The 16,412-nt window shown below is 67.7% G+C and carries 15 protein-coding genes; 9 read left to right on the forward strand and 6 right to left on the reverse strand.

Annotated features, from left to right (window positions below; all coding sequences use genetic code 11):
• Positions 1-35 precede the first annotated feature (35 nt).
• Genes ABNF93_RS16515 through ABNF93_RS16540 form a run of 6 tightly spaced genes read left to right on the forward strand, consistent with a single transcriptional unit; the run spans position 36 to position 5,601 of the window.
• Positions 36-1,217, forward strand: coding sequence for an NAD(P)/FAD-dependent oxidoreductase (locus tag ABNF93_RS16515; protein WP_349328959.1), 1,182 nt, complete (start codon positions 36-38; stop codon positions 1,215-1,217).
• Positions 1,214-1,477 (forward strand): (2Fe-2S)-binding protein, encoded by a 264-nt coding sequence (locus ABNF93_RS16520; RefSeq protein ID WP_349328960.1) that lies wholly within the window; start codon positions 1,214-1,216, stop codon positions 1,475-1,477. The genes ABNF93_RS16515 and ABNF93_RS16520 overlap by 4 nt, the downstream gene beginning before the upstream one ends.
• Positions 1,470-2,918, forward strand: a complete 1,449-nt coding sequence (locus tag ABNF93_RS16525) for an FAD-dependent oxidoreductase (RefSeq protein ID WP_349328961.1) — start codon at positions 1,470-1,472, stop codon at positions 2,916-2,918. Before ABNF93_RS16520 ends, ABNF93_RS16525 begins: the two co-directional genes overlap by 8 nt.
• Positions 2,919-2,936: 18 nt before the next feature.
• Complete coding sequence (locus ABNF93_RS16530; protein ID WP_349328962.1) at positions 2,937-3,863, forward strand: dihydrodipicolinate synthase family protein; 927 nt, start codon at positions 2,937-2,939, stop codon at positions 3,861-3,863.
• A complete protein-coding gene (locus ABNF93_RS16535; protein ID WP_349328963.1) occupies positions 3,860-4,861 on the forward strand; it encodes a proline racemase family protein in 1,002 nt (333 codons plus the stop codon). The genes ABNF93_RS16530 and ABNF93_RS16535 overlap by 4 nt, the downstream gene beginning before the upstream one ends.
• A 38-nt stretch (positions 4,862-4,899) precedes the next feature.
• Positions 4,900-5,601, forward strand: a complete 702-nt coding sequence (locus tag ABNF93_RS16540) for a GntR family transcriptional regulator (protein WP_349328964.1) — start codon at positions 4,900-4,902, stop codon at positions 5,599-5,601.
• A 22-nt stretch (positions 5,602-5,623) separates the two neighbouring features.
• Here ABNF93_RS16540 and ABNF93_RS16545 read toward each other — a convergent pair whose 3' ends face one another.
• Positions 5,624-7,039 carry an extracellular solute-binding protein gene (locus ABNF93_RS16545; protein WP_349328965.1) on the reverse strand — a complete coding sequence of 472 codons (1,416 nt, stop codon included), beginning with the start codon at positions 7,037-7,039 and terminating at the stop codon, positions 5,624-5,626.
• A 222-nt stretch (positions 7,040-7,261) separates the two neighbouring features.
• On the opposite strand from ABNF93_RS16545, the gene ABNF93_RS16550 reads away from it, so the two are divergent.
• From ABNF93_RS16550 to ABNF93_RS16560, 3 genes are all read left to right on the forward strand, one after another.
• On the forward strand, positions 7,262-8,818 hold the full coding sequence (locus ABNF93_RS16550; protein WP_349328966.1) for an HNH endonuclease signature motif containing protein: 1,557 nt from the start codon (positions 7,262-7,264) through the stop codon (positions 8,816-8,818).
• 211 nt (positions 8,819-9,029) lie between these two features.
• Positions 9,030-9,821 (forward strand): phytanoyl-CoA dioxygenase family protein, encoded by a 792-nt coding sequence (locus ABNF93_RS16555; protein WP_349328967.1) that lies wholly within the window; start codon positions 9,030-9,032, stop codon positions 9,819-9,821.
• 87 nt (positions 9,822-9,908) lie between these two features.
• Entirely contained in the window at positions 9,909-10,739 is an 831-nt protein-coding gene (locus ABNF93_RS16560) for a PP2C family protein-serine/threonine phosphatase (RefSeq protein ID WP_349328968.1), read from the forward strand.
• Positions 10,740-10,759: 20 nt separating this feature from the next.
• On the opposite strand, the gene ABNF93_RS16565 is transcribed toward ABNF93_RS16560, so the two are convergent.
• The 5 genes from ABNF93_RS16565 to ABNF93_RS16585 all read right to left on the reverse strand — a co-directional run bounded on the left by ABNF93_RS16565 (position 10,760) and on the right by ABNF93_RS16585 (position 16,407).
• Positions 10,760-12,013 carry a metal-dependent hydrolase family protein gene (locus tag ABNF93_RS16565; protein WP_349328969.1) on the reverse strand — a complete coding sequence of 418 codons (1,254 nt, stop codon included), beginning with the start codon at positions 12,011-12,013 and terminating at the stop codon, positions 10,760-10,762.
• A 34-nt stretch (positions 12,014-12,047) separates the two neighbouring features.
• The gene (locus ABNF93_RS16570; protein ID WP_349328970.1) at positions 12,048-14,045 is read right to left on the reverse strand and encodes an ABC transporter substrate-binding protein; all 1,998 of its coding nucleotides are present in this window, start codon (positions 14,043-14,045) and stop codon (positions 12,048-12,050) included.
• A 120-nt stretch (positions 14,046-14,165) separates the two neighbouring features.
• Positions 14,166-14,909, reverse strand: a complete 744-nt coding sequence (locus ABNF93_RS16575; RefSeq protein WP_349328971.1) for a sugar phosphate isomerase/epimerase family protein — start codon at positions 14,907-14,909, stop codon at positions 14,166-14,168.
• A complete protein-coding gene (locus ABNF93_RS16580) occupies positions 14,906-15,877 on the reverse strand; it encodes a Gfo/Idh/MocA family protein (protein WP_349328972.1) in 972 nt (323 codons plus the stop codon). Before ABNF93_RS16580 ends, ABNF93_RS16575 begins: the two co-directional genes overlap by 4 nt.
• 68 nt (positions 15,878-15,945) lie before the next feature.
• Entirely contained in the window at positions 15,946-16,407 is a 462-nt protein-coding gene (locus ABNF93_RS16585; protein WP_349329023.1) for an alpha-L-arabinofuranosidase C-terminal domain-containing protein, read from the reverse strand.
• Positions 16,408-16,412 lie beyond the last annotated feature (5 nt).

The raw sequence follows: 16,412 nt of genomic DNA on the forward strand, positions 1-16,412 counted from the left end.
GCAGGAGATCGCACGGTATGTGACATAGTACTGCCGTGCCTGCCGGGTTCCCGCGTACGCCCGTCGACGTGGTCGTCGTCGGGGCCGGCGTGGTCGGTGCGGCCTGTGCCTACTACTCCGCGCGGGCAGGGCTCGCCGTCGCGGTGGTCGATGCCGCCGGGATCGCAGGGGGTACGACGGGCGCCGGTGAAGGCAACCTGCTCGTCTCGGACAAGGAACCCGGTCCGGAGCTCGCGCTGGCCCTGCGCTCGCTCGCGTTGTGGCGCGAGCTGGACGACGACCTCGGGTGCGACACCGGGTTCGAGTACGAACGCAAGGGCGGCGTCGTCGTCGCGGAGTCCGCCGAGGCCCACGCCAGGCTGGAGGCGTTCGCGGCCGGCCAGCGCGCCGCCGGCATCACCGCCGAACCTGTGCGCGACGCCGAACTCGCCGACCTCGAACCTCGGCTCGCGCCAGGCCTGCCGGGCGGCATCCACTACCCGCAGGACGCGCAGGTCCAGCCGATGCTCGCGGCGGCGGCGCTGCTGCGCGCGGCCCGGGCGCACGGCGCCACGGTCCACCCGCACACCCGGGTCACCGCCCTGGAGCGGGACCGGCACGGGCGGGTGACCGGGGTCGTCACGACCGGCGGCACCGTGGCCGCCGGAGCCGTCGTCAATGCCGCCGGCACCTGGGGCGGCGAGGTCGCCGTGCTGGCGGGTGTCGAGGTGCCGATCCTGCCCCGGCGTGGGTTCATCCTCGTCACCGAGCCGCTGCCGCCGATGGTGCGGCACAAGGTCTACAGCGCGGAGTACGTCGCGAACGTCGCGAGCAGCTCCCCCGACCTCGAGACGTCGGCCGTCGTCGAGGGCACGGCCTCGGGCACGATCCTCATCGGCGCAAGCCGCGAGCGGGTGGGCTTCGACCGCACCCTGTCGCTGCGCGTCCTGCAGCGGCTCGCGGCCCAGGCGGTGCGGTTGTTCCCGTTCCTGGCCGGGGTGTCCGCGATCCGTGCGTACCGTGGATTCCGTCCGTACGCGCCGGACCACCTGCCGGTGATCGGCCACGATCCCCGCGCGCCCGGGCTGTTGCACGCGTGTGGGCACGAAGGTGCGGGCGTCGGCCTCGCTCCGGTCACGGGGTCCGTCGTAGCCGCGCTTCTCACCGGCCAGGACCCAGGTCTTGATGTGCGGCCCTTTCGGCCGGAGCGGTTCGACTCGACGGCGGTGCCGGCATGAGCCCAGAGCCGGCCGCGATCGTCGTCGACGGGCGGCGGGTCGCTGTACGTCCGGGGCAGTCCGTCGCGGGCGCCCTGCTCGCCGCCGGGATCCGATCCTGGCGTACGACGAGAACCGGCAAGCAGCGTGGGTTGTTCTGCGGCATCGGCGTCTGCTTCGACTGTCTCGTGACCGTCAACGGCCGCGGGTCGGTGCGCGCCTGCGTGGCCGAGGCCCGGCCTGGCGACGTGGTGAGCACCGGGTCGGAGCCAGATGACTGAGGAGGCGCACGACGTCGCGGTCGTCGGTGCGGGTCCGGCCGGGCTCACCGCGGCGACGACCATGGCCGGCCACGGCCTCCGGGTTGTCCTGCTGGATGCGGGCGGGCGCCCGGGCGGGCAGTTCTTCCGGCACCGCGACGACGCGGCCGCCGACGCCCACGGTCCCGGCTTCCGCGCGCTCCGCTCCACTCTCGCCGCAGAGGTGGCCGCCGGCCGGCTCACCTACCGACCACGACACCAGGTCTGGACGGTCGAACGCGCGGCCCGCCGGTTCACCGTTCACGCCCTCGACGAGTCCGGCGACGGTGAACCACGGCCGTGCCGGGCGGAGGCCGACACCCTCGTCGTGGCGACGGGTGCGTACGACCGGCAGCTTCCGTTCCCTGGTTGGGATCTGCCCGGCGTCGTGGCGGCGGGTGGGGCGCAGGCGCTCCTGAAGGGCAGCGGCGTCCTCGTCGGTAAACGGGTGGTGGTCGCCGGGAGCGGTCCGTTCCTGCTGCCCGTCGCGGCCGGGCTCGCGGAGGGTGGTGCACGGGTCGTCGGGGTGTACGAAGCGAGCCGGATGCGCGGCTATCTCGAGCATGTGCGCGCGGTCGCGAGGCACCCGGCGCGGCTCGCCGAAGCCGCGTCGTACGCCGCGAGACTCGCCCGGCACCGGGTGCCCTACCGCACCGGCCACGCGGTCGTCGCGGCGTACGGCGACGCCTCCCTCACCGGTGTCACTGTCGCTCGGCTCGACGCGCAGCGCCGGCCGATCCGCGGCACGGAGTCGGCGGTCCCCGGCGACGCTCTGGCGGTCGGGTTCGGGTTCACCCCGCACGTCGACCTGCTCGTCGAGCTTGGCTGCGAGCTGTCCGGCGACCACGCAGGAGGGTCACCTGTCGTGGCGGTGGACCTCGACCAACGGACCACGGTCGAGGGCGCCTACTCCGCCGGGGAGACGACCGGCATCGGTGGAGCGGCACTGGCACAGGTCGAGGGCGAGTTGGCCGGCCTGGCCGTCGCCGCCGCGCACGGGATCGCGGTGGACGAGCGCCAGGTGCGGCGGCTCCGGACCCGCAGGGCCGGGCTGCGGGCCTTCGCTGCCGTCCTCGACCAGGTCCACGCGCCACCGGACGGCTGGACTGCCGGACTCCCCGACGACACGCTTGTCTGCCGCTGCGAGGAGGTCACCGCCGGTACGGTCCGCCGGGCAGTCCGCGAACTCGGCGCGACGGACCCGCGGTCGGTGAAGCTCCTCACCCGTACCGGCATGGGGTGGTGTCAGGGCCGGATCTGCACCGCCGCCACCGTGGAGTTGACGGCCGCGCTGACGAGCCGGCCGGTGGCCGTCGAGGACACGATCGCTCTGGCACGCCGCCCCTTCGCGCACCCCGTCCCGCTCGGCGTCCTCGCCGACCTCGACGTCCCCGACCCCGAGCCCCGGTCCGAGCAGACGTAGCGGAGAAGGAGAACGATGATGACGACGACGACCCGCAAGCCCTGGCACGGTGTGATGGTCGCGACCGCACTGCCGTACCACGACGACCTCACCGTCGACCATGACAGGTTCGCCGATCATGTGCGGTGGCTCGTCGACCACGGCTGCGCCGGCGTGATGCCCAACGGCTCGCTCGGCGAGTACCAGTCGTTGACCGACGACGAGCGCTCCCGCGTCCTGCGTACCGCCCTTGCCGCCGTTCCCGACCATGGTTCCGTCGTGCCTGGCGTCTCGGCCTACAGCGCCCTCACCGCTCGCCACTGGGCCGAGGACGCGGCCGAGGCAGGCGCGGAGGCCGTGCTGCTCCTCCCCCCGAACGCCTACCGCGCCGACGACCGCATCGTCCTCGCGCACTACGCCGAGGTCGCGAAGGCGGGCCTGCCGATCGTCGCGTACAACAATCCCCACGACACCCGCGTCGACCTCACTCCGGAACTGCTCGCGCGGCTGCACGGCGAGGGGTTGATCGCGGCGGTGAAGGAGTTCAGCGGCGACGTCCGGCGGATCTACCAGATCCGCGAGCTGGCGCCCGACCTCGACGTCCTCATCGGCGCGGACGACGTGGCGCTGGAGCTGGGAGTCGCCGGTGCGCTCGGGTGGGTGGCGGGTTATCCGAACGCGTTGCCCGAGGTGTGCGTGCGGCTCTATGACGCGGCTGTCGCCGGCGACCTCACCACGGCACTTCCGCTCTACCGGCTGCTGCATCCCTTGCTGCGTTGGGATTCCAAGACCCAGTTCGTGCAGGCGATCAAGGCCTCGATGGACATCGCCGGACGTCACGGCGGACCCTGCCGCCCGCCCCGGTTGCCGCTGACCCCCGAGCAGGACGCGGCCGTACGCAAGGCAACCGAGACCGTGCTCGCCACCCTCGATGCCGACCACGCCGTGGAGGTGCCGGGGCGATGAGGACGCGAAACGTCTTCCACGCCGTCGATTCCCACACCGAGGGCATGCCCACCCGCGTCATCACCGGCGGCGTCGGCGTGATTCCGGGCGCGACGATGGCCGAACGCCGGCAGCACTTCGTTGCTCATCTCGACCATCTGCGTACCCTCCTGATGTACGAACCGCGCGGCCACAGCGCCATGAGCGGGGCGATCCTGCAACCGCCGACGAGGCCGGACGCCGACTACGGCGTTCTCTTCATCGAGGTCTCCGGCTGCCTTCCCATGTGCGGGCACGGGACGATGGGCGTCGCCACGGTGTTGGTCGAGACCGGCATGGTCACCGTGACCGAACCGGTGACACAGGTGCGCCTTGACACCCCGGCCGGACTCGTCGTCGCCGACGTCGAGGTTTCCGACGGGGTGGCGCGACGGGTGACGCTGCAGAATGTTCCGGCATACGTCCATGCCCTCGACCAGACGGTCGCCGTGCGGGGCGTCGGTGACGTCCGTTACGACCTCGCGTACGGCGGGAACTTCTATGCCATCGTGCCGATCGAGTCCGTCGGCCTGCCGTTCGACCGCGCGGAGAAGCAAGCGATCCTTGAGACCGGTCTCGCGATCATGGCGGCCATCAACGACACCGCACCGCCGCGACATGTCGAGGATCCGGGAATTCATGGCTGCCACCATGTCTATTTCGCCGCGCCGGGTTCCGATGGGAAGCGCTCCCGGCATGCGATGGCGATCCACCCGGGGTGGTTCGATCGCTCGCCCTGTGGCACGGGGACGTGTGCGCGGATGGCCCAACTGCATGCCCGGGGTGCCCTGGAGGTGGACAGGGACTTCGTCAACGAGTCGTTCATCGGGACGACCTTCGTCGGGCGGCTGATCGGCGAGACGACGGTCGGCGGCCGCCCGGCCGTCATCCCGACGGTGAGCGGACGGGCCTGGCTCACCGGCACCGCGCAGTACTTCCTCGACCCCGAAGACCCCTTCCCCCAAGGGTTCCTCCTGTGAGCGGGGCGAGCGCAGGCGTGAGCAGAGTGGAGCCCGAGGTGAGCGCAGTGGTGAAGTCGGCGGATGTCGACGGGCTCGACCTTCCGCCCCTGCGAGGCTACCGGTCGCTGCGGGAGGAGGTGGCGAATGCGTTGCGGGCCGCACTCGTCGCCGGTCAGATGCGTCCTGGCACGGTCTATTCGGCACCGGCGCTCGCGGCGCGATTCGACGTCTCCGCCACCCCCGTCCGCGAAGCGATGCTCGACCTCGCCAAGGAAGGTCTCGTGGAAGTCGTTCGCAACAAGGGCTTCCGCGTCACCGTCCTCTCCGACGCCGACCTGGACGAGATCACCGAGCTGCGCGAGCTGATCGAGGTCCCGACCGTGGTGAAACTTGTGCCGAACGTGAACTCCGATGCGTTCGTACGCCTCCGGCCGATCGCCCAGCAGATCGTCGACGCCGCTCGCGAGGGCGATGTGATCGGCTATGTCGAGGCGGACCGGAGATTCCACCTCGACCTGCTCGCCCTTGCCGGCAACACCCGCCTCGTCGAAACCGTCAGCGACCTGCGGAAGCGGTCCCGGCTCTACGGCCTCACCCAGCTCGAGGCGGACCGGCTGGTGGCGTCAGCGGAGGAGCATCTGAAGTTGCTCGACCTGCTCGATGCCGGAGACGCGGAAGCGGTGGAGACCTTGATGCGACAGCACCTCAGCCATGTCCGCGGCAGCTGGGCTGGCCGACCGGAATCCGTTCGTACGTGAGGCCTTGCGCCACACCGACGCCTCACAGGCTGGATGGTGTCGGGTACCACCCCTGCAGGAGTGGCTCCATCTTGTCCTGCAGCGCGTCCAGAACCTGCCGGGCCGGGAGCTTGCCGGTCTCGATCTGTTGGATCGCGGGCGTGAGAACCTCGTTGATGGCGGGAATGTTGCGCAGAAGTTGGCTGTAGTCACGGACCGAGTTGTTGATCCGGTAGTCCACCGCCGCGGTCTTGTACTCCGGAGGATGCGCGGGATTCTTGATCCAGCTGTCGATACTCGCGGCGTCGTCGTAGTACTTCGTCTCGACCGGCATCCACAAGCCCTGCTGGAAGAGATCGCTGTTCTCACCGTCGACACTGAAGACGTACAGCTCGATCGCCTCCTCGGGATGTCTGGTGTTGGCCGACAGGACGCGACAGCTGGCGGCCTGCATCGTGATCGGTTCCTGGTAGGACGGAAGAACACCGATGCCGAAGTCCACGTCGCTCTGCGCCATGTCGAGCAGGACCCATTGGCCGTCGATAGCCATGGCGACCCGCTTGGTCTGCAACTGCACGGTCGTGGTCGGTGCATTCGTTCCTTCACCACCGCCGAGCTGCGCCGGGCTCGGTGCGACGCGGTGCTCATGGATGAGGTCCTGCAGATTCTGGAAGACCTCGACACATTCAGGACTGTTGAGCGTGTACTTCTTCCCCGTCTCGTCGACAATGTCACCGCCGTTGCTGCGGACCAGCGGATACCACGTCCACTGGGACGACAATGGCGCGGAGACACCGAACTGCCGCACCCTGCCGCGGTCGAACCCGGACTCGCTGGGACGCTTTCCGGCCTGGTCGAAGGTCAGCCTGTCGGCGGTCTCCACCAACGTGTCCCACGTCCATGCACGCCCGGCCTCGGCCGGCGGTAGGTCCAGATCAGCCTCGGAGATGATCTCCTTGTTGTACCAGAGCAGGGTGATCTCGCTCGCGGCCGGCGTACCGCAGGTTTCCTTGTCGCCGTACCAGAAGAAGTTCTCTGGCGCCCGTCCGGAGAGTTGCGGGTACTTCTTGATGTACTTGTAGATGTTCTTGACCTTGCCCTGCTCGGCGAGCCGGTACGCCGTCGGTGCGTCCATGTAGGCCACGTCGGGCAGTCGGTTGGCCGCGACCAGTGTGTTGACCTTGGTGAGGTAGTCGCCGGGCACGTGCACCGCCTGGACCTGGCTGCCCGCGTGCTTCGCCTCGAACTCCTGCAGCATCTTCTCGATGGCGGTCTTCTCGAACGACGAGCCCCAGTACATGAACTCCAGTGCGACATCGGACGTCGCGCCCTGGTTGCTGCCGTTTCCGCTGCAGGCCGCGATGCCCGGCAGCAACCCCGCTGCAGCCGCCATTCCTCCGAACCGCAGAATGTCTCGACGGCTGTGCCCGACATCATTTCCGGTGGTGACAGGTCTCATCCGAGTCTCCTGAGTACGAAGGGATCGGTCACATCCTCCACCGGCCGCCACCTGCCGGACAGATCCAATTCGGCGCAGGTGGTTTCTTTCGGCAGAAGGAAGATCCGTGCGCCAGAGTCGTCGCTTGCCACGAGGGCGTGAGCCGACGCGCGGCACCGAAACTCCTTGCTGGCAAGCATTTCCTAATTGATCTTACCGGCACTATTGGGTAGAATCGCAGGTATGTTCGACCACGGGGGTGTGGACTTCTCGGTGCTGGCGTCGGCTGCGCCGGGCCCTGAGCTTGCCGCGGTGTTGGCGCGGGTTGACATGGCTTCGGTGAATGGTCATGTCCGTGTCGTGGTGATGGCCGCGTGGGAGCGGCAGGTGTCGTGGTCGAACGCGCAGCTGCATGAGGCGATGGCATATGTGGCGCGGTCACCGGCGTGTGAGCCGGATTCGCCACCTGAGTTGGTGAAATCGTTTGGTGAGTTCGCGTCTGCGGAGGTGGGTGCGGCGTTGTGTCTGTCGCCGGGGTCTGCTGACCGGGAGTTGTCGTTCGCGTACGAACTCACTGAGCGGCTGCCCGCCACTCGCGCCGCGCTTGCCGCGGGCACGGTCAATCTGGGGAAGGCGCGGGCGATCGTCGAGGAGACGTGTTGTCTGGCGCCTGAGCTGGCGCGGGAGGCGGAAGAGTTCATCCTCGCTGCCGACGCTGGGTCGGGGATGGGTCTGACTCGGGCGCAGTTGGTGCGCAGGTTGCGGCGGAAGGTGCTCGAGCTCGATCCCGAGGGTGCTGAAGAACGTCGTAGGGAAGCGCAGCAGGGCAGACGGGTCGGGTTCGGCGCGAACCCCGACGGCACCGGCAGTATCACGGGTCAGGATCTGCCGCTGGCGGGGACCGCGGCGGCGAGGGTGTTCATCAAGACCCACGCCAGACGGATCAAACGTGCCGGAGACGTCAGGACGTTGGCGCAGATCGAGGCGGACGTGTTCCTCGACCTGCTCCGCGGCCGAGGACCCACCACCAACCCCGACCCGGCACCGGCGAACCGTGAACCCGCGACAGCCGCCGCCCCTGGTCCGGCGTCTGCCGGCGACCGTGGTCCAGCGACCGACAAAGCCGACTCTGGTTGGTCGCCCGCCGACCGTGATCCTGCGTCTGCCAACGCTGGCCCGGCGCCCGGCAACCCCGACCCCGCAGCCGACCCCGCGTCCGACCGCGCGTTCGGCGACGTGGGTGTCGGTGACGTGGATGCCTGGGATGCTCCGGGTGATGGTGGTGCGTGTGTCGAGATCGGTGATGAGCAGTTGGTGGCGAAGGTGGAGTTGGTCGCCGACCTGGAGACCTGGCTCCGCCTCGGCGAGAAGGCAGGCGAACTCGCCGGACTCGGCGCGATCACCCCGGCGGTGATCGACGACATCAAGACCGCCGCGGCCGGCGGGTTCGAGTACTGCCGCACCGTCACTCTCGACGGCAAAGTCGTCTACCACCAGGCCTCCAGCCGACGCTACAAACCCACCACCACCCAACGCCGCCTGATCCAGGCCACCCACCGCACCTGCAGCCAACCCGGCTGCTCCAGACCCGCAACCGCCTGCGACCTCGACCACACCATCGAACACCGCCTCGACGGACCCAGCTGCCTGTGCAACATGGCCCCACTCTGCCGACGACACCACCGCGCCAAACACGAAGCCGGCTGGTGGTGGACCCAGAACCAACCCGGCCACCTCACCACCCAAAGCCCCCTCGGCCACACCTACACCGTCCGACCCGAACCCCCACCCGGTGCCTGAAGGCCGTTCAGGAACAGTGCTTCCGAAATCCCGTTGCTGCCAGGCCGTGAGAAGTCGTACGGTTTTGCACCAACGAACGTGACGTGCCTTCGGGAACTCGGCATCACACCCGATGTCACGTCTCCTACCGGACTCATCCGAGTCGGGTGGAGGCGTGGCTCGGGTTTCGTACTTCCGGGCCATTCCTCCCCCGCTCACCAAAGGAGGAGAAGTGAAGCTCACTCAAGATCAGGTCGACGAGTTCGACCGTTGGGGACTGCTGCGGCTACCAGACGCGATCCCCCACGATGACGCCACCAGCATGGGCGATCTCGTCTGGCGACAGCTGTCCACCGAGCATGGAATCGAGCGCGACCGGCCCGACACCTGGACGGTCGAACGTCCACTGGGCTTCAAGCCACTCGCCCAGTCCGAGACCTTCCGCCGCACTGGTGCCGCCCCGATCGCTGGCGCCGCGGACGCGTTGATGGGGAAAGGCTCCTGGGAGCCGGCAAAGCATTGGCGACCGTTCGTGACCTTCGCCGTACCGGGGACGACGTGGGACGTTCCTCTGTCCGGATGGCACTACGACTGCCCCTTCGACCGCGAACGCATCGACGGAGTTCCCGCCATCCACGTCTTCGCATTCATGGCGCCCCTGCGGCCGAAGGGTGGCGGCACGTTGGTCCTCGCGGGATCCCACCATCTCGTTCGGAAGTACACCGCAGCCCACCCGGGCGGCGGCAAGGTCCACTCGCGGACCATGAAGGACACGCTCGGCGCCGTCCATCCTTGGCTCGACGAGTTGTGGCACAAGAAGACCGAGGCCGACCGGAGGCGCACGTTCCTCCACGACGGCGCGGTCGTCGACGGCATCCCACTCCGGGTCGTCGAACTGACCGGGGAGCCCGGGGAGGCGTACCTTATGAATTCTCTGCTGCTCCACGCACCCGCACCGAACGTCCTGCCCACACCGCGGATGATGCTCATCCAGATGATCGGCCGCACGGAGGCGTCTGGCTGACGGGCCGCCCGCGACGCGTGCGGACGCTTCCACCTCCACGGTTGCCCGTGGCACGATGCTGGGACGCCCACACCGGGAGGTCGCGAGATGCGTTTCACGTACGCCGCCGAGAGTCACGTCGGCCATGTTCGTGACACCAACGAGGACTCGGGGTTCGCCGGACCGCACCTGCTCCTCGTCGCTGACGGCGTGGGCGGTGCCCCCGCGGGTGAGGTGGCGTCGGCGAGCGTGGCGTTCGTGATGAGCGCGATCTCCCTGACGCCGAGAGGATCGCTGCGGGCGGCGCCGTCGGACCTGCTCGCTGTGCTCCGCGAGTCGGTCCAGTACGCCTTCCGGCAGCTGCGCGAGGGGGTGGCGACAGATCCGGAACGTGCCGGCATGGCGACCACCCTCACCGCAATCCTCACCGATGGCGAACGGTTCGGCCTGGCCCACATCGGAAACTCCCGGGCGTACCTCCTGCGTCGCGGGCAGCTCAGCCAGCTCACCACCGATCACACCTTCGTGCAGTTCCTCGTCGACGAAGGACGGATCACGCCGGAGCAGGTACGCGACCACCCCTTCCAGTCGGTCATCACGCGATCCGTCAGCTCCACGGACGAGCACGAGCCGGATCTCGCCCTTCTCGACCTCCAGGCGGGCGATCGCGTCCTGCTGTGCAGTGACGGACTCACCGACCTCGTTTCCGACAACGACATCGGCTCCTGTCTCACGAGCACACCACGCACGGGCGCGGTGCAAGGTCTCATCCGGTCCGCACTCGAGGCCGGCGGACGCGACAACGTCACCTGCGTGGTGGGCGACGTCGACTCCCGCCCACTCCTGCCGTGGACCCGGCGCTGCTACTACTGCCGGATGGTGGGAGCCCTGCCCCAGTTGGGAAATCTCATCGACCCGGCGGTCCCGCGCGCCGCGTGAACATCAACCCGTCAAATGCGTCAGAGTGTGCGCTTGTGAATGGCGCCGGCCTGGACGATCACAGGCAGCTTCTCGAGGTCCTGCAGGACGGTGATGTCCGCGAGCGGGTCACCGTCGACGACGAGGAGATCAGCCCGCTTGCCCGGCTCGATGGTGCCCACCTCGGCGGAGATGCCCAGCAGCTCGGCGTTGGTCCGTGTGGTCGCCACCAACGTCTCCGCGGCACCGAGCACCTTGGCCTTGATCGCCAGCTCCCGCGTCTTGTGCACCGCGAGCGGCCCCAGCAGATCCGAGCCGGACGCGATCCGCACGCCGGCGTCGCGGGCGCGCACCAGGCCGTCGAGCCCTGCCCCCAGCACGTCGTCGAGCTTGGCGAGCTTCTCCGGCGCGAAACCGAGCGCGCGGCCGTGCTCGTGCAGCTTTTCGTACGCCACGAACGTCGGGACGAGGAAGGTGCCGCGCGCGGCCATCAACGCAGCGGTCGGCTCGTCGAGGAAGTTGCCGTGCTCGATCGAACGGACGCCGGCCTCGACGGCGACCCGGATCGCCTCGGCGGAGTAGGCGTGAGCAAGGACGTACGTCCCCGCGTGCGCCGCCTCCTCGACGGCCGCGGCAAGTTCGGCATCCGTGTACTGCAGGCTCTCGAGCTTGTCCGTCGGCGAGGCCACCCCACCGCTCGCCATCACCTTGATCGCGTCGGCACCGCGACGCAGCTGCTCCCGCACGGCCCGGCGGACGCCGTCCACGCCGTCGGCGACGTTGTCGACCATGCCGAGGTGCGCGCCACACAGGCAGCCCACGCTGTCCTGCGCGCGCGACCGGCTGTCCCCGTGCCCGCCGGTCTGCGACAGCGGCCGCCCGCTCACGAACATCCGCGGCCCGGGAATCAGGCCGCGGTCGACGGCCTCCTTCATCCCCCAGTCGGCGCCTCCCGCGTCCCGGACGGTCGTGTAGCCCTGGTCGAGCGTCTGCCCGATCACCCGCCCGATCGCGTACGCCAACAGGCTGGTCGGATAGTCCCGCTGCTCCCGCCCGACCTCGACGTCCAACGAACAGACATGAACGTGCGCGTCGATCAGTCCGGGCATCAACGTGCGGCCACGGCAGTCGACCGTGTCGTCCGCGCGCACCCTGGAGACGCCCGCCACGACGTCCTTGATCACACCGTCCTCGACCACCACGGTCGCGTCGTCGAGCGGATCGGCCCCGGTGCACGGCAGAACCCGCGCGTGGCGGAACGCCAGAATCCCTGTGCGCGTCGCCTTGGTTTCCACCCGCCCCATGGTGCCTCATCCGCCGTCGCGGTTCCTACGATGCCTCGCCTTCGCGAATGAAGTACTGCGCCATGGTGGTCGGGCCGGGCGTCTGCCAGGGCCAGTCGTCGATCATCGGATTCTGAACGTTGTGAAGGCGACTGCTGACCACGCCGTAGTTGCCCTTCGGCAGGCTGATCCCGATGTACCAGAACTGTTCCTGGGCGATCGCGATGATGCGCTTCATCAGGTCGGTTTGTTCTTCGCCGTTGGCCGTGCTCTTGAGCTGTTCGTAGAGCGACATCTGCTCCCGCGCCGCGGGCGGCGGCTCCTCGAATGGGCCGACCGCGTCCTGCGGGATCGCACCGCGAAGCCCGCCGGCGTCGTACCAGTTGGCCCACGGGATGGCCGTGATCGCGAGCGGCACCATGAAGTCGTGCTGGTAGACCGGGTCGAGGCCGCCGCCGGAGCCGAAGACGCAGGCATCGTGGAAGTTCGCGTCCACGCGTTCCCAGAAGAGCGTGCTCGACTCGGACTTGATCCGCATGTCGATGCCGACGGCCTTGAAGTGCTCGCGCATCATCTCCAGGCAGGCGATGTCCCTGGCCCTGATGTCGGACATGGCATCGACGTTGAACCTGAATGGCTGGCCGTCCGGGCCGAGGCGCGCGCCGTCACCGTCCTTGTCCGGGAGGACCCGATCGAGGTAACGGTTGGCCGTCTCGACGGAGTACTCCGTGTACTGCGTGGCGAGCTTCTCGTTGTAGTAGGCGGTATCGGGATGGGGCGCGATCTGATGGAGCTCGCCCTGCCGGAGGAACACCGTGTCGATGATCTCCTGCCGGTTCATCGCATGAGACAGCCCGATCCGGAAGTTGATGTCGCGGAAGACCTTGCGCATCTGCCGATCGCGGTGCGTGAGGTTGACCGCGAAGGCCATCGTGTTGGAGTCCTCGTAGGTCAGGTCGAGGATCTGGTACTTCCCCTCCTGTCGGCCTCGGGCGATCAATGGCTTGTCGCGGATGTCCATGGTGATGGTGGAGTAGACCAGATCGACGTCGCCACCGAGCGTCTTCAGCTTGGCGACCTCGTTGTCGGCCACGAGCTGGGTGGACACCTCGTCGATGTAGGGCAGCTGCCTCCCTGCCGTGTCCACCTTCCAGTAGTACGGATTGCGCCTGGCGACCACCCGGTCGGTGACATCGCCGACCGCCTTCGTCACCTGCCATGCGGTGAGCACCGGCAGCTCAGGGTTCTCCCACGGCGTCGCCTTCTGGAGGAAGAAGTCCGCCCAACTGTCGAAACCGGCGTCCTTGGTCTTCTCCTCGGCATCCGGGGCGTACTTCTTGTGGAAGTCACGCAGATAGTGCGCCGGGTGGCGCGTCGGTCCCAGTCCGTTGGCCGTGGCGAGGTTGCCGAGCAGCAGACCGTTCGGGCCTGCGAAGCGGAACACGACGGTGTGGTCGTCCCGCTTCTCGACCGTGAAGGGTTCGTCGCCGGCAACGAGCCACGTCGGCATGGCCGGTGTGATCTCGGTGTTCAGAGCAACGTCCTCGCACCAGAAGACGATGTCGTCCGCCGTGAACGGTTCACCATCGGACCACTTCATGCCCGAACGCAGCTTGAAGACGTACTCGGTGGCATCGTCGTTGACCGAATAGCTCTCCGCGATGTCGGGAATGACGTCCTCAGCGGTCCACGTGGTCATCTGCGGCTTCCAGCGGACCAGGTGGTCATAGGCCAGGGTGCGATCGAGGTTCCCCCCGACGTTGCTCGGCCCACCGACACTGATCAGTCTCAGCTCTCCACCATAGACACCGGCCTCGTCCACTGGCTTCACCACGAGCGGAGACCGGGGGAGGCGTTCCTTCAACGGTGGAAGATCGCCGCGCTTGACCATGTCGGTCAGCATCGGTGACTCCTTGGCGCCGGTTCCACCGCCTTGCCGCGACTCCTGCTGGCCTGGATCGGTGGAGAGCAGGTCGCATCCGGACATGGCGATGCCGCTGAGGACCGCCATTCCTCCTGTCCCCAGCAGCTGCCGCCTGTTCATACCTCGTGGATCTGGTCTTCTCGCCATCGTCTTTCCTCTTCGAAAGTGGGCGTGGACGCCTGCCGGACAGCTGCTGGACAGCTCGGTCCGTCGGGCAGTGGGCTGGGTCCTCGAGGTGGGTCAGATCCTCAATCGGACGTACTCCATCGAGACGTCCATCGCGTGGACGAGTCCCGTGCTGGTCTCCTCGTCGACGCACAGCCATCCGCGGTAGTCGATGCTTCCCAGAGTCGCGAACAGCCGGTCGAGGTCGATCACTCCTTCGCCGAGGAGCCGCCACTCCCCGTCGGCGAAGTCCTTCAGATGAACGTTGTCGATCACCGAAGCGAAGTCGGAGACGAGCCCCGCGACATCGGTCACACCGGACTTCACCAGGTGAGCGGTGTCGACGGTGAGGTGGACGGCAGAGTGGTCCGCGGCGCCGAAGAAGACATCGAAGTCCCGTCGGTGCATGACGGGCTGGTTGTAGTGATGGTGCAACGAAAGGGCGATGCCCTGGTCGGCCGCCTCCCGGCCCACCTCGGACAGCACCCGCGCGAAGCCGGCGATGTCAGTGTCGCTGAGCCCTTCGCGCGGAACGCCGTGGCAGAAGACGATCCGCTCCGAACCCACCGCGCTGGCGAATTCGATCGTCGAACGCAAGCGCGCCAGACCGTCCGGGTCGAGTGTGCCGCCGGTGATCAGCCCGGTCGTGCATGCCGAGTCGCGACTCCACTCGTTGCGGAACGCTTCGGGATCATCAAGGTAGGAGCCGTACTGCCCACCCTTGAGTTGCAGGCCCGCATATCCGGCCTCCCGGAACCTGTCGAAGAGCAACCGCTGTTCTTCGGGCCCTGCGGTCGGCTTGGAAAAGGCGATCTTCATGTGGGAAGGCCTCCCGTCAAGGTGACTGGATCCCCCGCACGCGCGGACTCGTAGGCCGCGTCGAGCAATGCGATGGTTCGCAGGTTGTCCTTACCGCTGTTAGAGGGCTCACCGCCGTCGTCGAGAGCGTCCAGCAGCCGGTTGAGGCTGAGGTACGTGGACTCCGGCTTTCCCCGCCCGGCGTACGGATTCTCCCACTCCGTGCTGCCGTCCTTGTCGCGCAGGCTCACGGTGTCGTAGCCGAACTCCAGGGTGCCCAGCTGGCCGAGGACCACCGTGTCTGTCCGCCGCAACCGGCTGGAGAAACTCTGCACGTACGACACCGGAATGTGATCGAAGAGCAGTTGGGTGAATGCGTCGGTCTCACCGGCACAGTCGACCTCCGGCGAGGACGATGTGCGGCACCACACCCACGCCGCCTCCCGTCCGAGCATGTGCCGAAAGCCGTCGAACCAGTGCACGCCCATCACCGACATTGCATGCCGTTGGATCTGAGTGCGCCACCCGCGGTCCTGCCGGAACATCAGGTTGGTGTGAACCACTCCGTGGACCTCGCCGACTCTGCCGTCGGAGATGAGTCGTCGGGCGATGTCGAATGCGTAGTGGTCACGGAAGTTCTGGTTAACGGCGAGGTGGACACCGGCGTCCGCGCAGACGTCGACGATCAGACTGGCTTCCGTGAAAGTGTCCGAGAGCGGCTTCTCGACGAGTATGTGTTTGCCCGCGGCGGCCAATGTCCTGACCATGTCCTGACGCACGTTGGTAGGCGTGCAGAGCACCGCGGCGGTCCACTCGCTGCCGTCGATCATCTCCTCCAGGCTGGCGTACACCTGCTCCACCCCGTAGGTCTGCTGGGCCCACTCACGCCGCTCAGGTCGCGGATCGCACGCAGCGGCGATACGGATCCGCTCAGGATGGACCTGATAACCATCGAAATGCATCGCGGACACACCACCGCAACCGACCATCGCAATATCGTGAACAGCCATCAAGCCCCTATCTTTTGCCTGTGGGTTCAACGTCCAGACGTCGACATTCAGATCAACCTCAGGCGTCCAGGTCCGAACGCACGGTCAACGTCGCGGAGCCATCCTGGCATGGCCACATTCGGGGATGCCATAGCCAATTGGGCGTTCAATGGTTTGCATTCTGGCCGAATCTGCCAGCCAGTATGTCGAGCAGGCAGGTCAGCCGAGTCGCGCAGAGACAGTGAGGAACGAATGGTCGGGCACGTCGACGACATCTCGAAGACGTGAAAGGTCGGCGTCTTCAGCAGTCGGTCACCGTCGGTCAGCACCATCGCCTGGAGAACATTGACCGTTTGGGCGATGTTGGCCATCACCAGCCGGTCGGCGTGCCGATGGAAGATATCGAAATGCAGACTCGCCACGAGCGCGTCACGAAGAGCGTTCTGTTGGAACAGGAAACGCGGATTGGTGTGATCAGGGGGCCGGGGACGTCGGCGTTGACGACGGCGGTCACGGCCGGCGATGTCGATGACAA

This window comes from Actinopolymorpha sp. B9G3 (assembly GCF_040120725.1).
Taxonomy (GTDB): Bacteria; Actinomycetota; Actinomycetes; order Propionibacteriales; family Actinopolymorphaceae; genus Thermasporomyces.

Bases quoted from the DNA above. Each gene is read 5' to 3' on its own strand.
- ABNF93_RS16550 (WP_349328966.1), top strand. From the start codon at position 7,262: ATGTTCGACCACGGGGGTGTGGACTTCTCGGTGCTGGCGTCGGCTGCG.
- ABNF93_RS16525 (WP_349328961.1), top strand. From the start codon at position 1,470: ATGACTGAGGAGGCGCACGACGTCGCGGTCGTCGGTGCGGGTCCGGCC.
- ABNF93_RS16575 (WP_349328971.1), bottom strand. From the start codon at position 14,909: ATGAAGATCGCCTTTTCCAAGCCGACCGCAGGGCCCGAAGAACAGCGG.
- ABNF93_RS16520 (WP_349328960.1), top strand. From the start codon at position 1,214: ATGAGCCCAGAGCCGGCCGCGATCGTCGTCGACGGGCGGCGGGTCGCT.
- ABNF93_RS16530 (WP_349328962.1), top strand. From the start codon at position 2,937: ATGACGACGACGACCCGCAAGCCCTGGCACGGTGTGATGGTCGCGACC.
- ABNF93_RS16560 (WP_349328968.1), top strand. From the start codon at position 9,909: ATGCGTTTCACGTACGCCGCCGAGAGTCACGTCGGCCATGTTCGTGAC.
- ABNF93_RS16545 (WP_349328965.1), bottom strand. From the start codon at position 7,039: ATGAGACCTGTCACCACCGGAAATGATGTCGGGCACAGCCGTCGAGAC.
- ABNF93_RS16570 (WP_349328970.1), bottom strand. From the start codon at position 14,045: ATGAACAGGCGGCAGCTGCTGGGGACAGGAGGAATGGCGGTCCTCAGC.
- ABNF93_RS16535 (WP_349328963.1), top strand. From the start codon at position 3,860: ATGAGGACGCGAAACGTCTTCCACGCCGTCGATTCCCACACCGAGGGC.
- ABNF93_RS16580 (WP_349328972.1), bottom strand. From the start codon at position 15,877: ATGGTCGGTTGCGGTGGTGTGTCCGCGATGCATTTCGATGGTTATCAG.